The 14,945-nt window shown below is 65.3% G+C and carries 14 protein-coding genes and 2 pseudogenes; 6 read left to right on the top strand and 10 right to left on the bottom strand.

The window, feature by feature from the left end:
- Window positions 1–194 precede the first annotated feature (194 nt).
- Both DI526_RS21060 and DI526_RS21055 read left to right on the top strand, forming a co-directional pair.
- Window positions 195–518 (top strand): annotated as a pseudogene (locus tag DI526_RS21060) (plasmid partitioning protein RepB C-terminal domain-containing protein); the annotation flags it as partial.
- Window position 519: 1 nt separating this feature from the next.
- On the top strand, window positions 520–1,419 hold the full coding sequence (locus tag DI526_RS21055) for a plasmid partitioning protein RepB C-terminal domain-containing protein (RefSeq protein WP_304282217.1): 900 nt from the start codon (window positions 520–522) through the stop codon (window positions 1,417–1,419).
- A gap of 6 nt (window positions 1,420–1,425) precedes the next feature.
- Here the strand turns inward: DI526_RS21055 and DI526_RS21050 are convergent, their stop codons facing one another.
- A complete protein-coding gene (locus DI526_RS21050; protein ID WP_304282215.1) occupies window positions 1,426–1,551 on the bottom strand; it encodes a hypothetical protein in 126 nt (41 codons plus the stop codon).
- Window positions 1,552–1,706: 155 nt separating this feature from the next.
- The gene (locus DI526_RS21045) at window positions 1,707–4,661 is read right to left on the bottom strand and encodes a Tn3 family transposase (protein ID WP_304282212.1); all 2,955 of its coding nucleotides are present in this window, start codon (window positions 4,659–4,661) and stop codon (window positions 1,707–1,709) included.
- 144 nt (window positions 4,662–4,805) lie between these two features.
- Here DI526_RS21045 and DI526_RS21040 point away from each other — a divergent pair.
- A pseudogene (locus tag DI526_RS21040) lies at window positions 4,806–5,246 on the top strand (recombinase family protein); the annotation flags it as partial.
- Between the two features lie 127 nt (window positions 5,247–5,373).
- Window positions 5,374–5,451 carry a helix-turn-helix domain-containing protein gene (locus DI526_RS21035; RefSeq protein ID WP_304282223.1) on the top strand — a complete coding sequence of 26 codons (78 nt, stop codon included), beginning with the start codon at window positions 5,374–5,376 and terminating at the stop codon, window positions 5,449–5,451.
- 295 nt (window positions 5,452–5,746) lie between these two features.
- Here DI526_RS21035 and DI526_RS21030 read toward each other — a convergent pair whose 3' ends face one another.
- Complete coding sequence (locus tag DI526_RS21030) at window positions 5,747–5,872, bottom strand: hypothetical protein (protein WP_304282210.1); 126 nt, start codon at window positions 5,870–5,872, stop codon at window positions 5,747–5,749.
- Between the two features lie 157 nt (window positions 5,873–6,029).
- On the opposite strand from DI526_RS21030, the gene DI526_RS21025 reads away from it, so the two are divergent.
- Window positions 6,030–7,943 carry a hypothetical protein gene (locus DI526_RS21025; RefSeq protein ID WP_304282207.1) on the top strand — a complete coding sequence of 638 codons (1,914 nt, stop codon included), beginning with the start codon at window positions 6,030–6,032 and terminating at the stop codon, window positions 7,941–7,943.
- A gap of 222 nt (window positions 7,944–8,165) precedes the next feature.
- Here the strand turns inward: DI526_RS21025 and DI526_RS21020 are convergent, their stop codons facing one another.
- The 3 genes from DI526_RS21020 to DI526_RS21010 all read right to left on the bottom strand — a co-directional run bounded on the left by DI526_RS21020 (window position 8,166) and on the right by DI526_RS21010 (window position 10,464).
- Window positions 8,166–8,357, bottom strand: coding sequence for a hypothetical protein (locus DI526_RS21020; RefSeq protein WP_304282204.1), 192 nt, complete (start codon window positions 8,355–8,357; stop codon window positions 8,166–8,168).
- A gap of 203 nt (window positions 8,358–8,560) precedes the next feature.
- Complete coding sequence (locus DI526_RS21015; protein WP_304282201.1) at window positions 8,561–8,743, bottom strand: hypothetical protein; 183 nt, start codon at window positions 8,741–8,743, stop codon at window positions 8,561–8,563.
- A gap of 191 nt (window positions 8,744–8,934) precedes the next feature.
- Complete coding sequence (locus DI526_RS21010) at window positions 8,935–10,464, bottom strand: replicative DNA helicase (protein ID WP_304282199.1); 1,530 nt, start codon at window positions 10,462–10,464, stop codon at window positions 8,935–8,937.
- Window positions 10,465–10,636: 172 nt separating this feature from the next.
- On the opposite strand from DI526_RS21010, the gene DI526_RS21005 reads away from it, so the two are divergent.
- Window positions 10,637–10,906 carry a hypothetical protein gene (locus DI526_RS21005; protein ID WP_304282197.1) on the top strand — a complete coding sequence of 90 codons (270 nt, stop codon included), beginning with the start codon at window positions 10,637–10,639 and terminating at the stop codon, window positions 10,904–10,906.
- Here DI526_RS21005 and DI526_RS21000 read toward each other — a convergent pair.
- The 4 genes from DI526_RS21000 to DI526_RS20985 all read right to left on the bottom strand — a co-directional run.
- On the bottom strand, window positions 10,903–11,958 hold the full coding sequence (locus tag DI526_RS21000; protein ID WP_304282195.1) for a nucleotidyl transferase AbiEii/AbiGii toxin family protein: 1,056 nt from the start codon (window positions 11,956–11,958) through the stop codon (window positions 10,903–10,905). The two genes, DI526_RS21005 and DI526_RS21000, sit on opposite strands and share 4 nt — an antisense overlap.
- Window positions 11,955–12,650: a DUF6088 family protein gene (locus DI526_RS20995; protein WP_304282220.1), complete on the bottom strand. Its 696-nt coding sequence runs from the start codon at window positions 12,648–12,650 to the stop codon at window positions 11,955–11,957. Before DI526_RS20995 ends, DI526_RS21000 begins: the two co-directional genes overlap by 4 nt.
- A gap of 367 nt (window positions 12,651–13,017) precedes the next feature.
- The gene (locus DI526_RS20990) at window positions 13,018–13,413 is read right to left on the bottom strand and encodes a hypothetical protein (RefSeq protein WP_304282193.1); all 396 of its coding nucleotides are present in this window, start codon (window positions 13,411–13,413) and stop codon (window positions 13,018–13,020) included.
- Window positions 13,414–14,240: 827 nt separating this feature from the next.
- The coding region (locus tag DI526_RS20985) for an aldo/keto reductase (RefSeq protein WP_304282191.1) at window positions 14,241–14,945 on the bottom strand (705 nt) is incomplete at its 5' end.

The raw sequence follows: 14,945 nt of genomic DNA, 5'->3' as shown, positions 1-14,945 counted from the left end.
AATACCTGCAGCCGGTGTGAAAGGTGCTGGCGGTGGGGATAGAGTAACGTCATAGGCATCAGCTCGGCTCGATGGCCGGCATCACCTCGACCAATTCTCCCGCCTCAAGATGCTGTTTCACGTCATAGGCTGGGATCTGGATTGTGCAGCGGCGTGGAAGAAGGACCCCCTTAGCGGGGTGATACGAGAAGAAGACGCTGCCCGGCAATCAGATGCTGGCCATCCGGCGGATCATTGAGCAGCGACGGGTCAGCAGAAAGTCGGGCCATAGCGGCTCGCGAGGCGGTCTTCGTGTGCGCGTCAGCGCCGAGGCGCTTGTTCGGGCGTATCGCAAAGAGACCGACCGCCAGAAGCTGCTGGTGAAGAAAGCCAGTCTAGCCCAGAGCCGGCTGCTCTTCGTCGTCAATGCGTTGCGCCGTCTGCTGGATGACGAGCACTTCGTGACCCTGTTGCGGGCGGAGGCGATGCACACCCTCCCCCGCCCGTTGGCCGAGCGGCTGGGTGTAGCGAGCGGTTAGGATGGCGGCCGCGGTCAAACTGGCGTTCGAGCGGGAGCTGATCGTCGCTCGTCTCGACGAAATCCTGCCGCTGAGGCAGGTCACCGATCAGGTCAAGGCGACGGTGAAATACCGGCGCATCGCCCAATCCATCGCCGAAGTCGGTGTGATCGAGCCCTTAGCGGTCGCCCGGTCAAGCGAGGGCCTCATGCTCCTTGATGGCCATATCCGTTACGCGGCGCTCATCGATCTTGGAGAGACCGAGACACGCTGCCTGCTGGCGCGTGACGATGAGGCGTTCACCTACAACAAACGGGTCAATCGGCTCGCGACCATTCAAGAGCACTACATGATCGTGCGGGCGCTTGATCGCGGTGTTTCCGAGGAGAAGATCGCAAAGGCTCTAAATGTCGACGCTCGGTCGATCCGGCGTCGGCGATCGCTTCTGGACGGGGTGTGTCCCGAGGTCGCCGAACTGTTGAAGGACCGCCTGGTCAACCCGGTGACCTTCGACGTTCTTCGCAAGATGAAACCGGTGCGCCAGATCGAGGTCGCCGAACTCTTACTGGCGGCCAACAACTTCACGTCCAGCTACGCCAAGGCGCTGTTGGCGGCGACCCGCCAGGCGGATCTCGCGAGGCCGGACAAGCCGAAGAAGGTCAGCGGTATGACTCCCGAGCAGATGGCTCGGATGGAACGCGAAATGGCGTCGCTCAATCAGGACTTCAAAGCCCTTGAGGCCTCCTACGGGGATGACGTTCTCCATCTGGTCATCGCGTCGGGGTACCTCGCGCGACTGGTCGGCAACCCGGAGATCGAACGGTTTCTCCAGTCGCGCCACCCTGAGATTCTGGATGAGTTCCGGTCGATCATCACCGCTGCCTCGCTCGATCAAACCTCGGTGGCGCCCAGCGGCGTATAGCGCGCCTTAAGGCTCCCACCGCATGGGGCCGGTCCGCCGGCCGCTGATCCCGTCAAAGTAGGAGCCGCCGTAGAGATACCACTCCAGTCCGTTGAGATGGGCGACCGCGGTCTGCGGGGTGATCGTCTGCATGTCGCTTTCGCTGATCAGACCACGCGCCCATCGCCCCGATCGGCTGAAAGCTTCGTATTCCACCAGGTAGCGCAGCCAAGTTCGGCCGCAACTGGGGCTCCTCTCAAGGTTTGTTCGCTAATGTACGCTAAGAAGTACGAAACGGGAACATAGGCCTACGCTACTCGGTACAGCCGATCGGCTGGATCGTTCAGCGGCCTGAACCCGCCTGCCGTGGCAGCGTTGGCCCAGAGGTAGTCGCCCGTCAGGCCGACATGCGCCCAGCTCATCGGTGAGAGGTGCGCCAGAAGCTCATCTGGCGCCGCGACCTCCCTGTCCTGGAGATGCTCGACGGCGCGCTGCATATATAATGTGTTCCACAGGGCGATGGCGGCGATCACCAGATTGAGGCCCGAGGCGCGGTGCTCCTGGTTTTGCAGGGTGCGATCGGCGATCCGGCCCTGCTTGTGAACGAACACCGCCTGGGCAAGCGCGTGGCGGGCCTCGCTCTTGTTCAGGCCCGCCTGGCAACGCCGGCGCAGCTCGGGGCTCTCCAACCAGTCCAAGGTGAACAGCGTCCGCTCAATCCGGCCCACCTCGGCCAGGGCCATATCCAAGCGGTTCTGTCGCTTAAACGCCGACAGCTTCTTGAGCATCACCGACGGGGCCACCGAGCCGGCCTTGATCGACGCGGCCAGCCGGACGACGTCATCCCAGTTCTCTTCGATCACGTCGACGCGGATCGGCCGACCCAGTAGAGGCTCAAGGATCTTGTGGCGGGGCTTGGGACCGATTGTGGCCAGCCGACGATCCTTCAGATCGCGCAGACGCGGCACGAACCTGTAGCCGAGCAGGTGGCAGAGAGCGAACACATGATCGGTCGCCCCGCCGGTGTCGGTGTAGTGTTCGCCGCCCCCGCGTCCGATCAGACCGTCGAGCACATAGGGCGCTTCCGACGAAGTGGCCGACAACACGCGTGTGTGAAACGATCCGTGCATGTCCGACAGGTGAGTATAGATCCGCAAGCCGGGCTCGGGCCCATACTTGGCGTTGACCTCGCCGGCCCCGCCGCGCCGCCGGCCGGAGCGGAAGAATTGTCCGTCGGACGATGAGGCCTGGCCGTCGCCCCAATGGCGGGCGAACGGCTGAGCGTGGTGGACCTCGATGATCTTTGCCAGCGCGGCCTTGTAGTTTTCTTCACTGAGATACCAGCTCTGGGTCCAGGCAAGCTGGGCGTAGGTGACGCCCTGACTGGCGTTGGCCATGCGCTCCAGGCCCAGATTAGTGGCGTCAGCCAGGACGACGGCCAGGATGCAGCTGGGATTGTCGTGGACCTTGCCCGACCGCAGCTCGCGGAACATCGACGAGAACCCGGTCAGGGCGTCGATCTCCCGCAGTAGTTCGGTGATCCGGACGCGGGGCAGTAGCGCGTCGATCGCCCGGTCGAGCGAGCGGGCCTCGTCGGGCGCGTTGGCCTTGACCGGCGTGACCGACAACTCCTCGCCCTTCAAAGTTACGCCAACCAGGTCATCCTTGGAGAGGCGCCGGGAGAAGGCGGCCAGGCGCTGATCCAGGAGGCCTGCCCGTTCGGCCAAGTATGTTCCCATCTCGACATTGATCGGCAGGGCCTCGGCCTCGGCGGCGACCTCATCTTTGGGAAGCAGATAGTCGGCAAAACGCTTGTAGGCTCGCGAGCCCTCGATCCACACATCGCCAGACCTCAGGCGGTCGCGCAGCGTGGCGGCCAGCGCGGTCTCATAGAGCCGCCGGTTGATTGGGCCGCCGACCGGCTTGACGAGGGCCTTCCAATGTTTGGACGCGAACGGCAGCGGCGCGTCGTTGGGCAACTCCCTTCGGCCGGACTGGTTGAGGTCGCGCAGGATGTCCAACGCCTTGAGCAAGGGCGCGCCACCGGTCCCGGCCCTGAACCGCATGTGCTCCAGGAAAGTCGGGACAAACCGGCGCAGCGCCCCGTAGCGGTCGGCGGCGCTGACCAGCGGATCCTCGAGCGCCAGGGCGGCCAGGGCGTCGATCTTCGGCTTGGCGGCCAGCACCTTCCACCAACCGACCTGGGCGTCGATGCAGTCGAGAACGTCGCCGCCATCGACCCGGGCTTGATCAACGGCGCCGATCACGCCGCTGAACAGACGCATGATCTGGCTGACCTCGCGGCTACTGGCCTGGTACTTTCGCTCGCGGCCGCGGCGGCCCTTGGCGAACAGCGAACCGACCATCTTATCGAACATATCGGCAGCGGCGTCGCTGAGGCGGCTTTCGAGGAAGATCAGCTGCGCCACGACGGTCGCCCGTCGGCGTCCGACACTGTAGCCACTCAGCAGGAAGGCTGGGGCGACAGCCCCCTCGCGGGCGTATTGTTCGAACCGCCCTTCGTGGATGGTCTGGGTAATCGCCGGATCGATGCCGATGGCCCGAACGTAGGCCAGACGTTCGGTGATCCCCGACATCGATGCGGCGCTAGGCGACTCGGGGATGTCGCGTAGCCAGGCCAAGGGCGATTTCTTGAGGTCGGGGTCGTTGACCAATAGCTGATCGATCCGCTCCAGTTGCGAGAACGAGATCGGCGCCAGCAGATCCTCCGCCGCCTTTCTTCTAGCCTGAGACCGGCCGGCTAAACCGACACGCTCCAGGGTGTCGGGTGACGGCAAGATTATCCCCATCCGGCGAAGATCGGCGATCAGGGCCTCGATGATCGGTCCGCCCTTGTCGGTTGCGCGGGCCGCCAAAGCGGCGATCGACACCGCTTGGCGAAGATCGTCCCGAACAAACAGGCGCAGCCCCAATCGCTGATGCAACTGGCTGGCGTGCTCGACGCGCGTTGGCGGTCGCGTCGAGTATGCACTCAGCGCTTCCGGCGCGACGTGAACTTGGTCGGAGAGGAACCGCAACACGATTTCTGGGACCGTCTCGCCCGGCGACCATCCAAACCCTGGATGACGTAGCAACGCCATCTGCACGGCGGCCCCCAGCTTGTTGGCCGGCCCTCGGCGCTCTTCGAGCCATTCAAGGTCGACGGGCGACAGCGTGTAAAAGCGCGCCACCTCGCGGACTGTGACCGGAGGCTCGAACAGCCGGCGCCGTTCATCACCCGTAAGCAAGCTTCGCCGCGCCATGGGATGGTCTCCGCCGCTTCTGCGACGGATCACAATTCTGGAAAAGTCAGAGCCTGACCAGCCGCTCTGAAATTCAGCCGCTCCGATTCGTCCACAAAACGTCTATTTTGTTATGGGACGAAGCCGGATATAGAGACGGTATTTATGGACGGTTCTGGGCCACCTTTCGCGCCAGCAGCGCCAGCGTCCATAAACTGGCCGTTTTGGAGACGAGCGATGGCGGCGAAGAAGCGTGACGGCGACATCTTGGGCTATGCTCGAGTGTCTACCGAAGATCAGGATCTGGCCGGCCAACGCCAGCGCCTTACTGAAGCCGGAGCGGTCCGCACCTTCGAAGACATCGTGTCCGGCAAGCGGTTCGACCGACCCGGGCTGATCCAACTCCTCGACCATGCCCGGCCCGGCGACACCCTCTGCGTCGTGCGGCTCGATCGCCTGGGCCGGTCGCTGAAGGAACTGCTGGAGACCGTTGACGACCTGAAGCGCCGAGACGTCAATTTCATGAGCCTGGAGGAGAAGATCGACACTGCCTCGGCGGCCGGGGAGCTGATCTTTCATGTGTTCGGCGCCATCGCGCATTTTGAGAGGCGTCTAATCGGTGAACGTACTCGTGACGGCCTGGCAGCCGCCAAAGCCCGCGGCTCGAGAGCCGGGCGCCCCCCCGCTGGACCAACAGAAGATTGCCGCTGGCCGTGCCCTCGTCGAAAGCGGCATGTCGCCAACCGCTGCAGCACGGCACTTGGGGCTCGGACGATCTACGCTTTACCGAGAACTCGGCCGAGCAAAATGACGCTCACACGGCGTGGGCCCGAGCGGCCTGACCAATCGCTTGGGCATATGCACCGCGATCCCGCCTTTCCAGATCAGCGCTTTGATCTGGCGACCGATCAACGGCCCATAGTTGGCAATCCATTCGTCCACTCGCGCCTCCCCGGAAGGAGCGGCAAAGTCGCTCATGCAAGGCCTCTGATCCACCCCATGCTGGCCTTCCGAACGTCTGCTTGCAGGGGTGAAGATTGGTGGGTCCCTCCGTTCGCCCTTTGTGCTTCTTAGCGTACTTTGGCGAACAAACCTTGAGGTTAGCCCTAAAAGAGCGAAACAGCCTTGGCCGGGCCAAAGGCGATCGCCGGCGTTGGCAGGCGCTTGGCGAGGTCTGTCAGGGTCAAGGCGACAGGCGTCGCCTCAGTCGGCGGGTTTTGGTTCAAGCTCATCAGAACTCTCGCTGGCTCGCGCTTGCGGCGCATTCTCGCCGTTGCACGCTAGAGCTTAACTGTTCGTGACCGCTTCCGCGTTCGGATACGACAGGCCCGGTCGTAGGAGCGCGCGCAGCCTCTGGCGTCGGCGCGCGACGCGGCGCAGGATTTGCCCGTGGCGGGCCTGGATAAAGATCATAGCCCTTGGCGGCGGGGGACGGTCCGACTGGCCTTTGGTCAGACGGCCGAAGGACGCATTGTCTCGATCCGTGACGTGGTCAGCGGCCGGGCCTGCGGCTGCGTGTGTCCGGCTTGCGCAGAACCGTTGATCGCCCGCAAGTTCGGGTCGAGGCCAAGGCCGCGGGCCGACCACTTCGCCCATGCGCGCGACGTGGCCTGTGTCGGCGCCCTGGAAACCGCCCTCCACAAACTGGCCAAGCAGATCCTCACCGATGCGCTGGGCCTAACCTTGCCGGCCATAGCCGCCGAGCGCGAGGGCGTGCGCCGTCAAAGCCATGACGCCAGGCATCAGGCGTTCGAGGCCGCGGCGGCGGAAGTGGCCTTCCCCGGTGTCGTCGCCGATGTCGTCCTGCGCCGGGGTGAGCGCGCGCTGATCGTCGAAATCCTGGTTACCCATGCCTCGGATGCCGAAAAGGTCGCCAGGATCCGCAGGCTGGAGACCTCGGCCATCGAGATCGATCTTTCGAAGCTGTCGCGCCGCGCCGATCCCGAAACGGTGTCGGACGCGGTGCTCGTCAGCGCCCCGCGCAAATGGCTGTTCAATCCCGCCCAGGACGCGGTCGACGCCGAGGTGGACCAGGTCCTGGCCGAACGCGCCGAGGTCGCTCGGCAGAAGCTCCTGCGGCAGGCCCAGACCCTGGTCGGCCACTGGGCCGCCCTTCCCAGTCCCAGGGATGGGACCGATCTGCCGGCTGTCCGCAGCGCGCTCGTCCAGATCGAGGCCTTGAACTTTGCAGCGCACGTCGGCCTGCCGGTCGCCAGGGGCGAGAAGGCCCTCAATGTCTCGCCCAAGGCCTGGCAGGCCGTTGTCCTGAAGACGCTGGTGATCGACCAGCAACCCTGGTTCGGGCGTCCTGGCCTGTCGATCCCGGCCTTGCGCGACCGCCTTGAGGGCCACGGCTTGCTGCCGCCTCTGTTCAAGGTCTCGCGCGGGGCCGAGTTGATCGGCGCGGCGCGCGCGCTGGCGCCGGACTTCAACACCCCCACCGGCCTGATCAGCGCCTATGTCAGGGGGCTGCAAAAGGCGGGGCTTGTCGAGTGCGCCGACGACCTTTGGCGCGCGCCGATCAAGGTGCGCCAACAGATCGCCCAGCAGGCCAGGGAGACGCGCGAGCGCCAGGATCGCATCGACGACTTGCGGACGCGCGTGGACGAAATCCTCAAACGCGCCGGGCCCGAGGGCGAGGGTTTCGACCGTCAGGCGTGGCTTGGCCGAGCTCACCGGTCCAGGCCCCCTCCCCTCACGGTAGCGGCCAATGGCGGTCCGGTCTGGAGCGAACTCAAGGCGGCCTTCGCGCGGATCGCCGACGCCTTCTGGACCTACGACGACGCCGTGGACCTGATGGGCTTGCCGCTGCGGGCGGCGTTGGAACGCGCCGAACAAGCGCGAAAGGACGCGGCTGAGCGCCGGCGCCTGGCGGCCGAGGCTGCGGCGCTGGCGGCGGCGGACGATCGCGAAGCCCGGTTTCGCGCCGCGGCCCTGGCCGCCTACGGAGCCGATGCGGAGGCCTGGATGACGCGCCTGGCGCCCCCTGCGAACCTTTCGACCCGGCTGGCCCTGGTCCGGTCCAGTTCGACCCACTTGCAGGCGGCGTTGGAAGCGCTGGACCGCCGGGTGGCCCAGCAACGCCGCGAGGAGGCCCAGAGGGTCATGGCTCAGGATGCGCTTGCGGCGTTGTGGGACGCGGCCTGCGACGAGCACGGCGAGGATTGGGCCAAGGTCTTCGTCAGCAACCCCGATCCGCGACTGGGCGGCCGCCGCCCGCGCGAGGTGTGCGTCGATCCGGCGAGCCTGAAGATGTGCCTGAACCTGGTGCGGCCCAAGCTCGCCAGTCGCCGACGAGGGTGACGCGTCACGATGAGAAGATCAGATCGGGTAAGTCTGGACGATCGACGATAGCGGCACAGGCAGCCCAACGGACGCGGCGTGATCAGCCGGACCTGTTGCAGAGATGACGACGAGATTTTCAGCAAATCCGCCGCTTTCAGCATCTGCTGAAACGGGCTCATCTGCTGAAACTGCCTATTTCAATCGAGGTCGGGCCGACGCCGGGTCGCAAGGGAGGGCCGTTCAGGCCTCGCGGTCAGCGTCCGTGTGGAGCTCCACCTTCTCGCCTCGATCATCGCGTCTCAGATCCGGCGACATCATCTCACGCACGGCGATGTCGATGGCCTCGGAGAGGCTCACGCCGCGCAGATGAGCTAACGCGCGGACGTTGTCCGCCACGCGGGATTCGATCTTGATGCGCTCGACCTTGATCATCGCAATCGTAAACATACTGCGCGCGTCGTTTCCCGTCACCATGAGGTCCGAGCCGACGGGCGTCCTTTCGACTGCGCGACCCCAACAGGTTCGGCCGGGAATATGGCGCCGTTAGCCGCGCCGCCGCTGCGCCGAACGGAACGCGCTGATGTCCATAATGGGTCTACGAACTTCGGACCTAGGAGGGGGCGGTTCGATGCGACTTAGGCGTTGTCGCCGCTTTCATCGCCCTTCAGCAGCTTGGCGGCTAGCGCGCGGGCGGCCTCGGGATCCGCGCGCAGCCTCTCCAGCTCGGCCAGCCGCTCGTAGGACAGGCGGCTCAGCCAATGTTCGTCACGAACGTCGTAGCCAAAGTGCAGCTCAACGGCGTGGCCTGTGTCGCGCACATGCTGATGGGCCCAGGCGCGGGGCGTCGTCGAAGTGATTAAGGTCGCAGGTCTTGCAGTGGGCCTTTCCAAACACCTCCTCCTCGACGGGATTGAAGCTGGTCGGCAGGAAGCTGGAGGCATTGCTCATCGGTCGGTCTTTCTTGCCCGCCGACGGTGGTGTGGACTCAGGCTCAGGGTCAAGGATCGAGCTACTCGTCCGGCCGGTCCCGCGCTTGGGCGAAGGCGCGGTCGCGGGCCAGATTGCCAAAGCGGGTGGTGTCGCTGGAAAAGGCCAGGCGCACCGTGCCGATCGGGCCGTGCCGCTGCTTGGCGATGATCACCTCGGCCAGGCCCTCCACCTGATCCATGCGCTCGCGCCAGGCCAGATGCTCGGACGTGCCCTCGCGCGGCTCGGCGCGGCCCAGATAGTATTCCTCCCGATAGACGAACCAGACCATGTCGGCGTCCTGCTCGATCGAGCCGGATTCACGAAGGTCGGAGAGCTGCGGGCGCTTGTCCTCGCGTTCCTCGGTCTTGCGGCTGAGCTGCGAGAGGGCGATGACGGGGCAGGCCAGTTCCTTGGCCAGGGCCTTCAGGCCCATTGTGATCTGCGAGACTTCCTGCACGCGGTTGGCGGTGGCGCCGAGGTCCGAGCCGGTCACCAGCTGAAGGTAGTCGACGACGACGAGGTCCAGGCCCACCTGGCGCTTCAGGCGTCGGGCCCGCGCGGTCAGCTTGGCGATCGAGATCCCGCCCGTGGCGTCTATATAAAGTGGGGCCTGTTGGAGTTCGATGGCCGCGTCGCGCACGCGGCCGAACTCGCTGGCGTCGATCTCGCCCTTCCGGAGGCGGTCGCCCGAGACGCCCGAGGCATCAGCCAGCATGCGAAGAGCGAGTTGCTCGGCGCTCATCTCCAGCGAATAGAAGGCCACCACGCCGCCGCTGACGGTCTTACGGCTGCCGTCGGGCTGCGGCTCCCAGGCGTACTTCTTGGCGACGTTGAAGGCGATGTTGGTGGCGAGTGCGGTCTTGCCCATCGAGGGGCGGCCGGCCAGCACGATCAAGTCCGAAGGGTGCAGACCGCCGATCTTCTGGTCGAGGTCGATCAGGTCCGAGGCCAGGCCCGACATGCCGCCGTCGCCCTGGAAGGCCTCGGCGGTCATCTCGACGGCGCCGCGCAGGGCGTCGCCGAACGACACGAAGCCCGAGGAGGCCGCGCCGTTTTCGGCCAGGCTGTAGAGCTGCTGTTCCGCCGCCTCGATCTGGTCGCGGGCGGGAAGCGGCAGGTTCTCCTTGCCGCCGGCGTGGGCCGTAGTGGCGATATCGCCGCCGATGCGGATCAGCTCGCGGCGCAGGGAGAGATCGAAGATCGCCCGGGCGTAGTCACCGGCGTTGGCGGCCGGCGGGGCGCGATCGACGAGGTCGGCGAGGTATCGCAGACCGCCCAGTTCCTCGAAAGCGGGGTCGGCCTTGAACGCGTCGGCCAGCAGGATCGGCTCGGCCAGCTGGCCCTTGCGGATGTGGGTTTCGATCGCCTGGAACAGCCGCTGGTGGAACGGTTCGTAGAAGCAGCGGGCCTGCAGGCTGTCGGTCAGGCGCTCATAGGCGGCGTTGTCGTAGAGCAGGATCCCGAGCAGCGCCTGCTCGGCCTCCAGATTGTAGGGGGCGACCTTGACCGCGGGCTCGGACGGTGGGCCCGAGCCGGGTTCGAAGACGACGGCACGCGCAGCAGCACTCATCGACAACCTCATGACGCTTCAAGTCGAGGTGGTCGGGACTGTGGATGGATTCGGCTAACGGCGTCATCCGAGCCTGGGGCGGCCCCCGCTCGGCGATCGCGCCGGTCGGTCGCGGCGGCGTTGCGCATGACGGCGACCCGCTCCAAGCTCGTCCGACGATCGGAGCCCCATCATGACCTTCAGCATCAAGGACCATCCGTTCCATGTGCGGATGAAGCAGTTGCCGCCTCAGGAAGTGGCCGCTTGGGTGCTGGGCGAAGCGCCGGTGGAAAAGGCCGAGGCCAAGCTTCGTAAGGAGGCGTTCCGCCGGGTGGCCAAGCACATCACCGCGGGCAAGGCCGAACGCAGCAAGCACGGCTTCAACTCCGACACCAACGGCGAGATCGCCCGGGCTATGGAGTGGGCGTTCCAGGCCGGCCTCAAGGCGGCAAGGAAAACCTAGGACGCCGGTGTGGCGTTCAATCGGGCTTCGAGGGCGACGATGCTGGCCAGGACGTCCTCGAAGGCCGGCGGCGTTCCGAAGATCATCAAGGCCATCTGGGCGTAGTCGCGACGCAAGTCGTCGTACATCGCGCCGTCCGGCGCCAAGGCGAACGTCGGGGCGACGGCGCTGGCCAGGTCGAAGTCTGGCCGATTGAAGAACATTCGTGCGTGGGCGATCGCGTCAGTCCCCAGCGCCTGGTCGGCTAGAGCTCCGCCGGCCACCTCCGTCTGCATCAGCTGGTGGACGTCGTAATAGTGGCGCGACACGCGCTGGCCGCCGCCACGCAGTTCCTGGCGCACGTCGAACCAGCGCCGCAGGCCGTGCAGGATGACGATCTTGTCCCAGAAGGTGCGGGTCGCGTCGACCACCACCACGCCGTTCACCGACAGGTCCAGGTCCGGCGTGTCGTCGTCGACATAGGGCTTGATGATCCGCACCGAATTGGGGTCGAGGGCGGACTTGGCGCCGGATTCGATCTTCACCGTGTTGAGCACATAGCCGTCCGGCGGAGTGACCGTCGGGTAGGTCAGCAGCAGGGTTTGCGGCTCGGTCGGATCAGGATCGAGCGCAAAGTCGGCCAGGGTCGCTCCCGTCCGCCGGGCCATTTCGGTCAGGAGCGCCCAAAGCGCCTGGCGGAGGTCCCCCTGGATATAGGCAGCGCCGGCCGTGGCGATCCGGTCAAGCATCAGTCGCCGCTGGCGGCCGCTCATCGCCTGCAGGTCCTGGACGCTGGCGGGCACGCCTAGGTCGTCACGGAACACGGTGACGTCGATGTCCTCGGAAAACCGGCGGATCAGTCCAAAGCCTTTGGAAAGCGATGTGCCGCCCTTGAAGAGGAGGCGCGGCGCGCCGGCCGGCAGGCCGTTGAACAGCGCATCCAGCGTCCAGCACACCCAGAAGTCCTTCTCGACGTTGCGCGGGGTCGTCCCCAGCCGCTGGGCGGTGGCGGCGAAGAGGCCCGCGCGCGTCTCCGCATCCGCGGCGATGACGGTGTCGAACGCGAGGTTCATGCGGGGGCGCCGACGTCGCGGGCGAGCGGACCGGTGGCCGGCTGGAGAAGATGATCGTTCAAGTGCGGCCTGAGCAGGTCCTGCATCCAGGCGGGCAGCGCGGCGAAGCTTTTGGCCAGGTCGGCGCGGATGGCTGAGCCATGGCGCGGGTCCGCGAGGATGGCGGCGACACGGCGGGCGGTGTCCTGATAGCTGTCGCCCTGGCCATGGGTGTCGCGCAGCCAGTGCAACGCCTGGACCAGGCGCATGGCCGGCCGGCCGGCCCAGGTCAGCTTGCTCGCCGCCGTCGGCTTGAAGGCGATCGTCATCTGGCCCAATTGGATCGGCCGCAGGCGCGCGTCGGTGTGGACCACGATCTTGGCGGGCACGGCATTGGTGAAACCCAGGTCGTTGGCGGCGGTCATGCCATCGACCAGCAGCCGCAACTGATCGCGACGGGCTACCGCGTCGATCACCGCCTTCGGATCGGGCGCACTGGGACGACGGGTCAGAGCGTTCATGCTCGGACGATCATAGAGTCCTCGGTCGATCCGCCGAAGTCCCCCCTGCCCCACCCTACGCTGCAAAGCCTTGTCGACGGCGTCGCGGCCGCCAAGGTCCAAAAAGTCCGATGGCGTCCAGACATAGTGACCCGGCGCCGCAGCGATACGGGTATCGATGGTGCTGTTAAGCGGGGTGGGCGCTCGGGTCATGTCCGAAATATGCATACAAACTTCGGACATAACAAGCGGTGAATGTCCGAAAAGTGCCTACAAATTTCGGACATATTTGAAGCGCGAACGCTGCGGCGCCTGTCATATGCCGATCAGGCCAGGGCGGGAGGCGTACAATCCAAAAGCCCTAAAAAGCCGGCCGGTTGACCTCGTCACGGACGAAGTCTACGCCTTGCAGCGTAGACCAGACCCGTGACCATGGCCGAGTGATATCCGCCGCCAAGATGCAGGCTGGTCCCCGCCCATTGGCGAGGTGTCTGGATCAGCAACGTCTGACCGCGCTGGTCACTTCGCCTCGCCGCCCGAAGGCCGAACATCGCGACGGCGAGCGCCGGTTCACGCTTCGTCAGCCGAACGGCCGCGGGGGCGCGCGAACGGCGGCGAGGACGGCCTCGTCGTCCTCGACATCGGCCAGGCGGATCGGCGTCACCTCCGGATCGACGACTACCCCGCGTCCGACTTCGTCTCCCAGGCGAGTCAGCTCGTAGACGCTGACGTGCTCGAATTGTTTGATGCGGACGTAGCCGCGCGCCGCCAGCCATTGGCCCTGGATCTCGACCGTGGCGCGCGGCAGGCGCAGGCCGATCGTCTCGAGCAGACCGGTCAAAGTCTCCGAATTGCTGGCCCCTGCGCCCCAGCGCAGGAGGCGCAGGATCCAGGCGCGTACCGAGCGGTTGGTAGCGGCGGTCGCAGCCTCGAGCAGGGCCGCGGCGTCCAGCGAAGCCGGGTCTAGGTTGCGCATGGTTCTGTTCCTCGCATCCAAGCCAAATATGTCGAGCTTTTTGCCGCCTGGCCACGTCCAGGTGGTCGGCGCCAGGCCCGCCGAGCCGATCCCGAGCAAACATTAGAGCGCGAGCCACGACTTGCGCCGGACCGCCAGGGTCTAGGTTACGGGGCCGGCTGCCGGGCATTCATCGTCTTGCGACGTTCGACTAGGCTGTGTCGCGCGACGTGAGAGATATCATGGCGACGATCACCACCCCGGCAGGTCCACATGGCGCGCCTGAAGGAGTCCATGGGCGGCCACACCGAACTGAAGCGCCTCCAGGAGCAGCGCCTGGCCCGGCCCAACGCCCATCTGCGCCGCGGGCCCGACGGCCGCCTGAGCTATTTGCCCGCGGTGCGCCGTCGGCGGCCGAAGAACCTTACCCGTCGCCCTGCTCGCGGAACTGTTTCTCCTGCTACCTGGGGCTACGGCCCTGGAGATCGGGATCGCTCGGCGATGTCCCTAGCCGGCGTACGCTGCCCAGCCTTGTCGGCAACGTCGTGTTCGCCCCGCTCCGGGAGCTTGGACGCTCAGAGACGATGAGGCGCGGCGTCGCTTGAGATTTCATCGCGGTGATCAAGGGACAATAGCCCCGATCATGTCCGAAACATCGAATTTCGGACATGAGGCGGCGACGGAGCATTGATGCGTGGCTGGCGCCGCGGCCGCGGAATGTGCTCTGCAACTGCACGCATTGCGATGCGGCTAACAAGGCTTCGTCGGCAACACCAGCGAGGTTTTAAAGCAACCGGACGGACGAACAATTCCGCCGGCCTGTGCACATACCGATAGAACCTGCGGCTCTACATTTCTCGTTCCCACCAACCGCGAGTGTTAACGCCGGCGGCGTTGGCGAGATCCTCCAGCTCCGCAATATCGTTGCTCGTGAGCGCTAGACTGCCTGCTCGGACCAAACTCTGGACGTGATGGGACTTGGTGACGCCGATGATGGGGGTCGCGCCCTTGGCCATGACCCAGGCTATCGCGACATCGGCGGCCTGGGCGTTGTGGCTTTGACCGATCGAACCGAGCTTATCCGTCAGCGTCATCAGATGAGGCAGGATATCGTTGTAGTTTTCCGCTCGGTCGCTGCCTTGCGGCAGCGGGCTTTCTGGACTGTATTTTCCGGTCAAGGCGCCCTGCTCAAGCACCATGTAGGCGAAGAATGGTATGCCGTGATTGTGGCAATAGTTCAGAATTCCAGCATCTTCAGAGCTACGATATAATAGACTATAGTGGTTCTGAACGGCCTCGACCCTAAACCCGGCTTCACCGAGAATTTGATTGGCGAGTATGATTTCGTCGAGATTATGATTTGAGACGCCAACGTGTTTGATCTTCCCGCTCTTTAGCAACGGAATAAGCTGCGGCGTCCACCGTGCCACATCGGCCGGATTGTGGATCCAGTAAAGGTCGATGTATTCGGCGCCGAGAGTCAGCAGACTCTGGTCAAGCATCTCCGCCACCGGATGATCGCTGGCTCCCGCGATCTGCGGGGTAAATTTCGT

Origin of the sequence: Caulobacter segnis, from assembly GCF_003243465.1 — a bacterium.
Lineage (GTDB): Bacteria > Pseudomonadota > Alphaproteobacteria > Caulobacterales > Caulobacteraceae > Caulobacter > Caulobacter segnis_A.
The sequence above is the reverse complement of the archived record's forward strand: the minus strand, read 5'-3'. Positions and strand labels throughout refer to the sequence as shown.

Excerpts from the sequence above, each read along its gene's own strand:
- DI526_RS20990 (WP_304282193.1), bottom strand. The coding sequence starts at position 13,413 with ATGCGCAACCTAGACCCGGCTTCGCTGGACGCCGCGGCCCTGCTCGAG.
- DI526_RS21045 (WP_304282212.1), bottom strand. The coding sequence starts at position 4,661 with ATGGCGCGGCGAAGCTTGCTTACGGGTGATGAACGGCGCCGGCTGTTC.
- DI526_RS21030 (WP_304282210.1), bottom strand. The coding sequence starts at position 5,872 with ATGAGCTTGAACCAAAACCCGCCGACTGAGGCGACGCCTGTCGCCTTG.
- DI526_RS21005 (WP_304282197.1), top strand. The coding sequence starts at position 10,637 with ATGACCTTCAGCATCAAGGACCATCCGTTCCATGTGCGGATGAAGCAG.
- DI526_RS21055 (WP_304282217.1), top strand. The coding sequence starts at position 520 with ATGGCGGCCGCGGTCAAACTGGCGTTCGAGCGGGAGCTGATCGTCGCT.
- DI526_RS21010 (WP_304282199.1), bottom strand. The coding sequence starts at position 10,464 with ATGAGTGCTGCTGCGCGTGCCGTCGTCTTCGAACCCGGCTCGGGCCCA.
- DI526_RS21035 (WP_304282223.1), top strand. The coding sequence starts at position 5,374 with ATGTCGCCAACCGCTGCAGCACGGCACTTGGGGCTCGGACGATCTACG.
- DI526_RS20995 (WP_304282220.1), bottom strand. The coding sequence starts at position 12,650 with ATGACCCGAGCGCCCACCCCGCTTAACAGCACCATCGATACCCGTATC.
- DI526_RS21000 (WP_304282195.1), bottom strand. The coding sequence starts at position 11,958 with ATGAACCTCGCGTTCGACACCGTCATCGCCGCGGATGCGGAGACGCGC.
- DI526_RS21020 (WP_304282204.1), bottom strand. The coding sequence starts at position 8,357 with ATGATCAAGGTCGAGCGCATCAAGATCGAATCCCGCGTGGCGGACAAC.
- DI526_RS21050 (WP_304282215.1), bottom strand. The coding sequence starts at position 1,551 with ATGCAGACGATCACCCCGCAGACCGCGGTCGCCCATCTCAACGGACTG.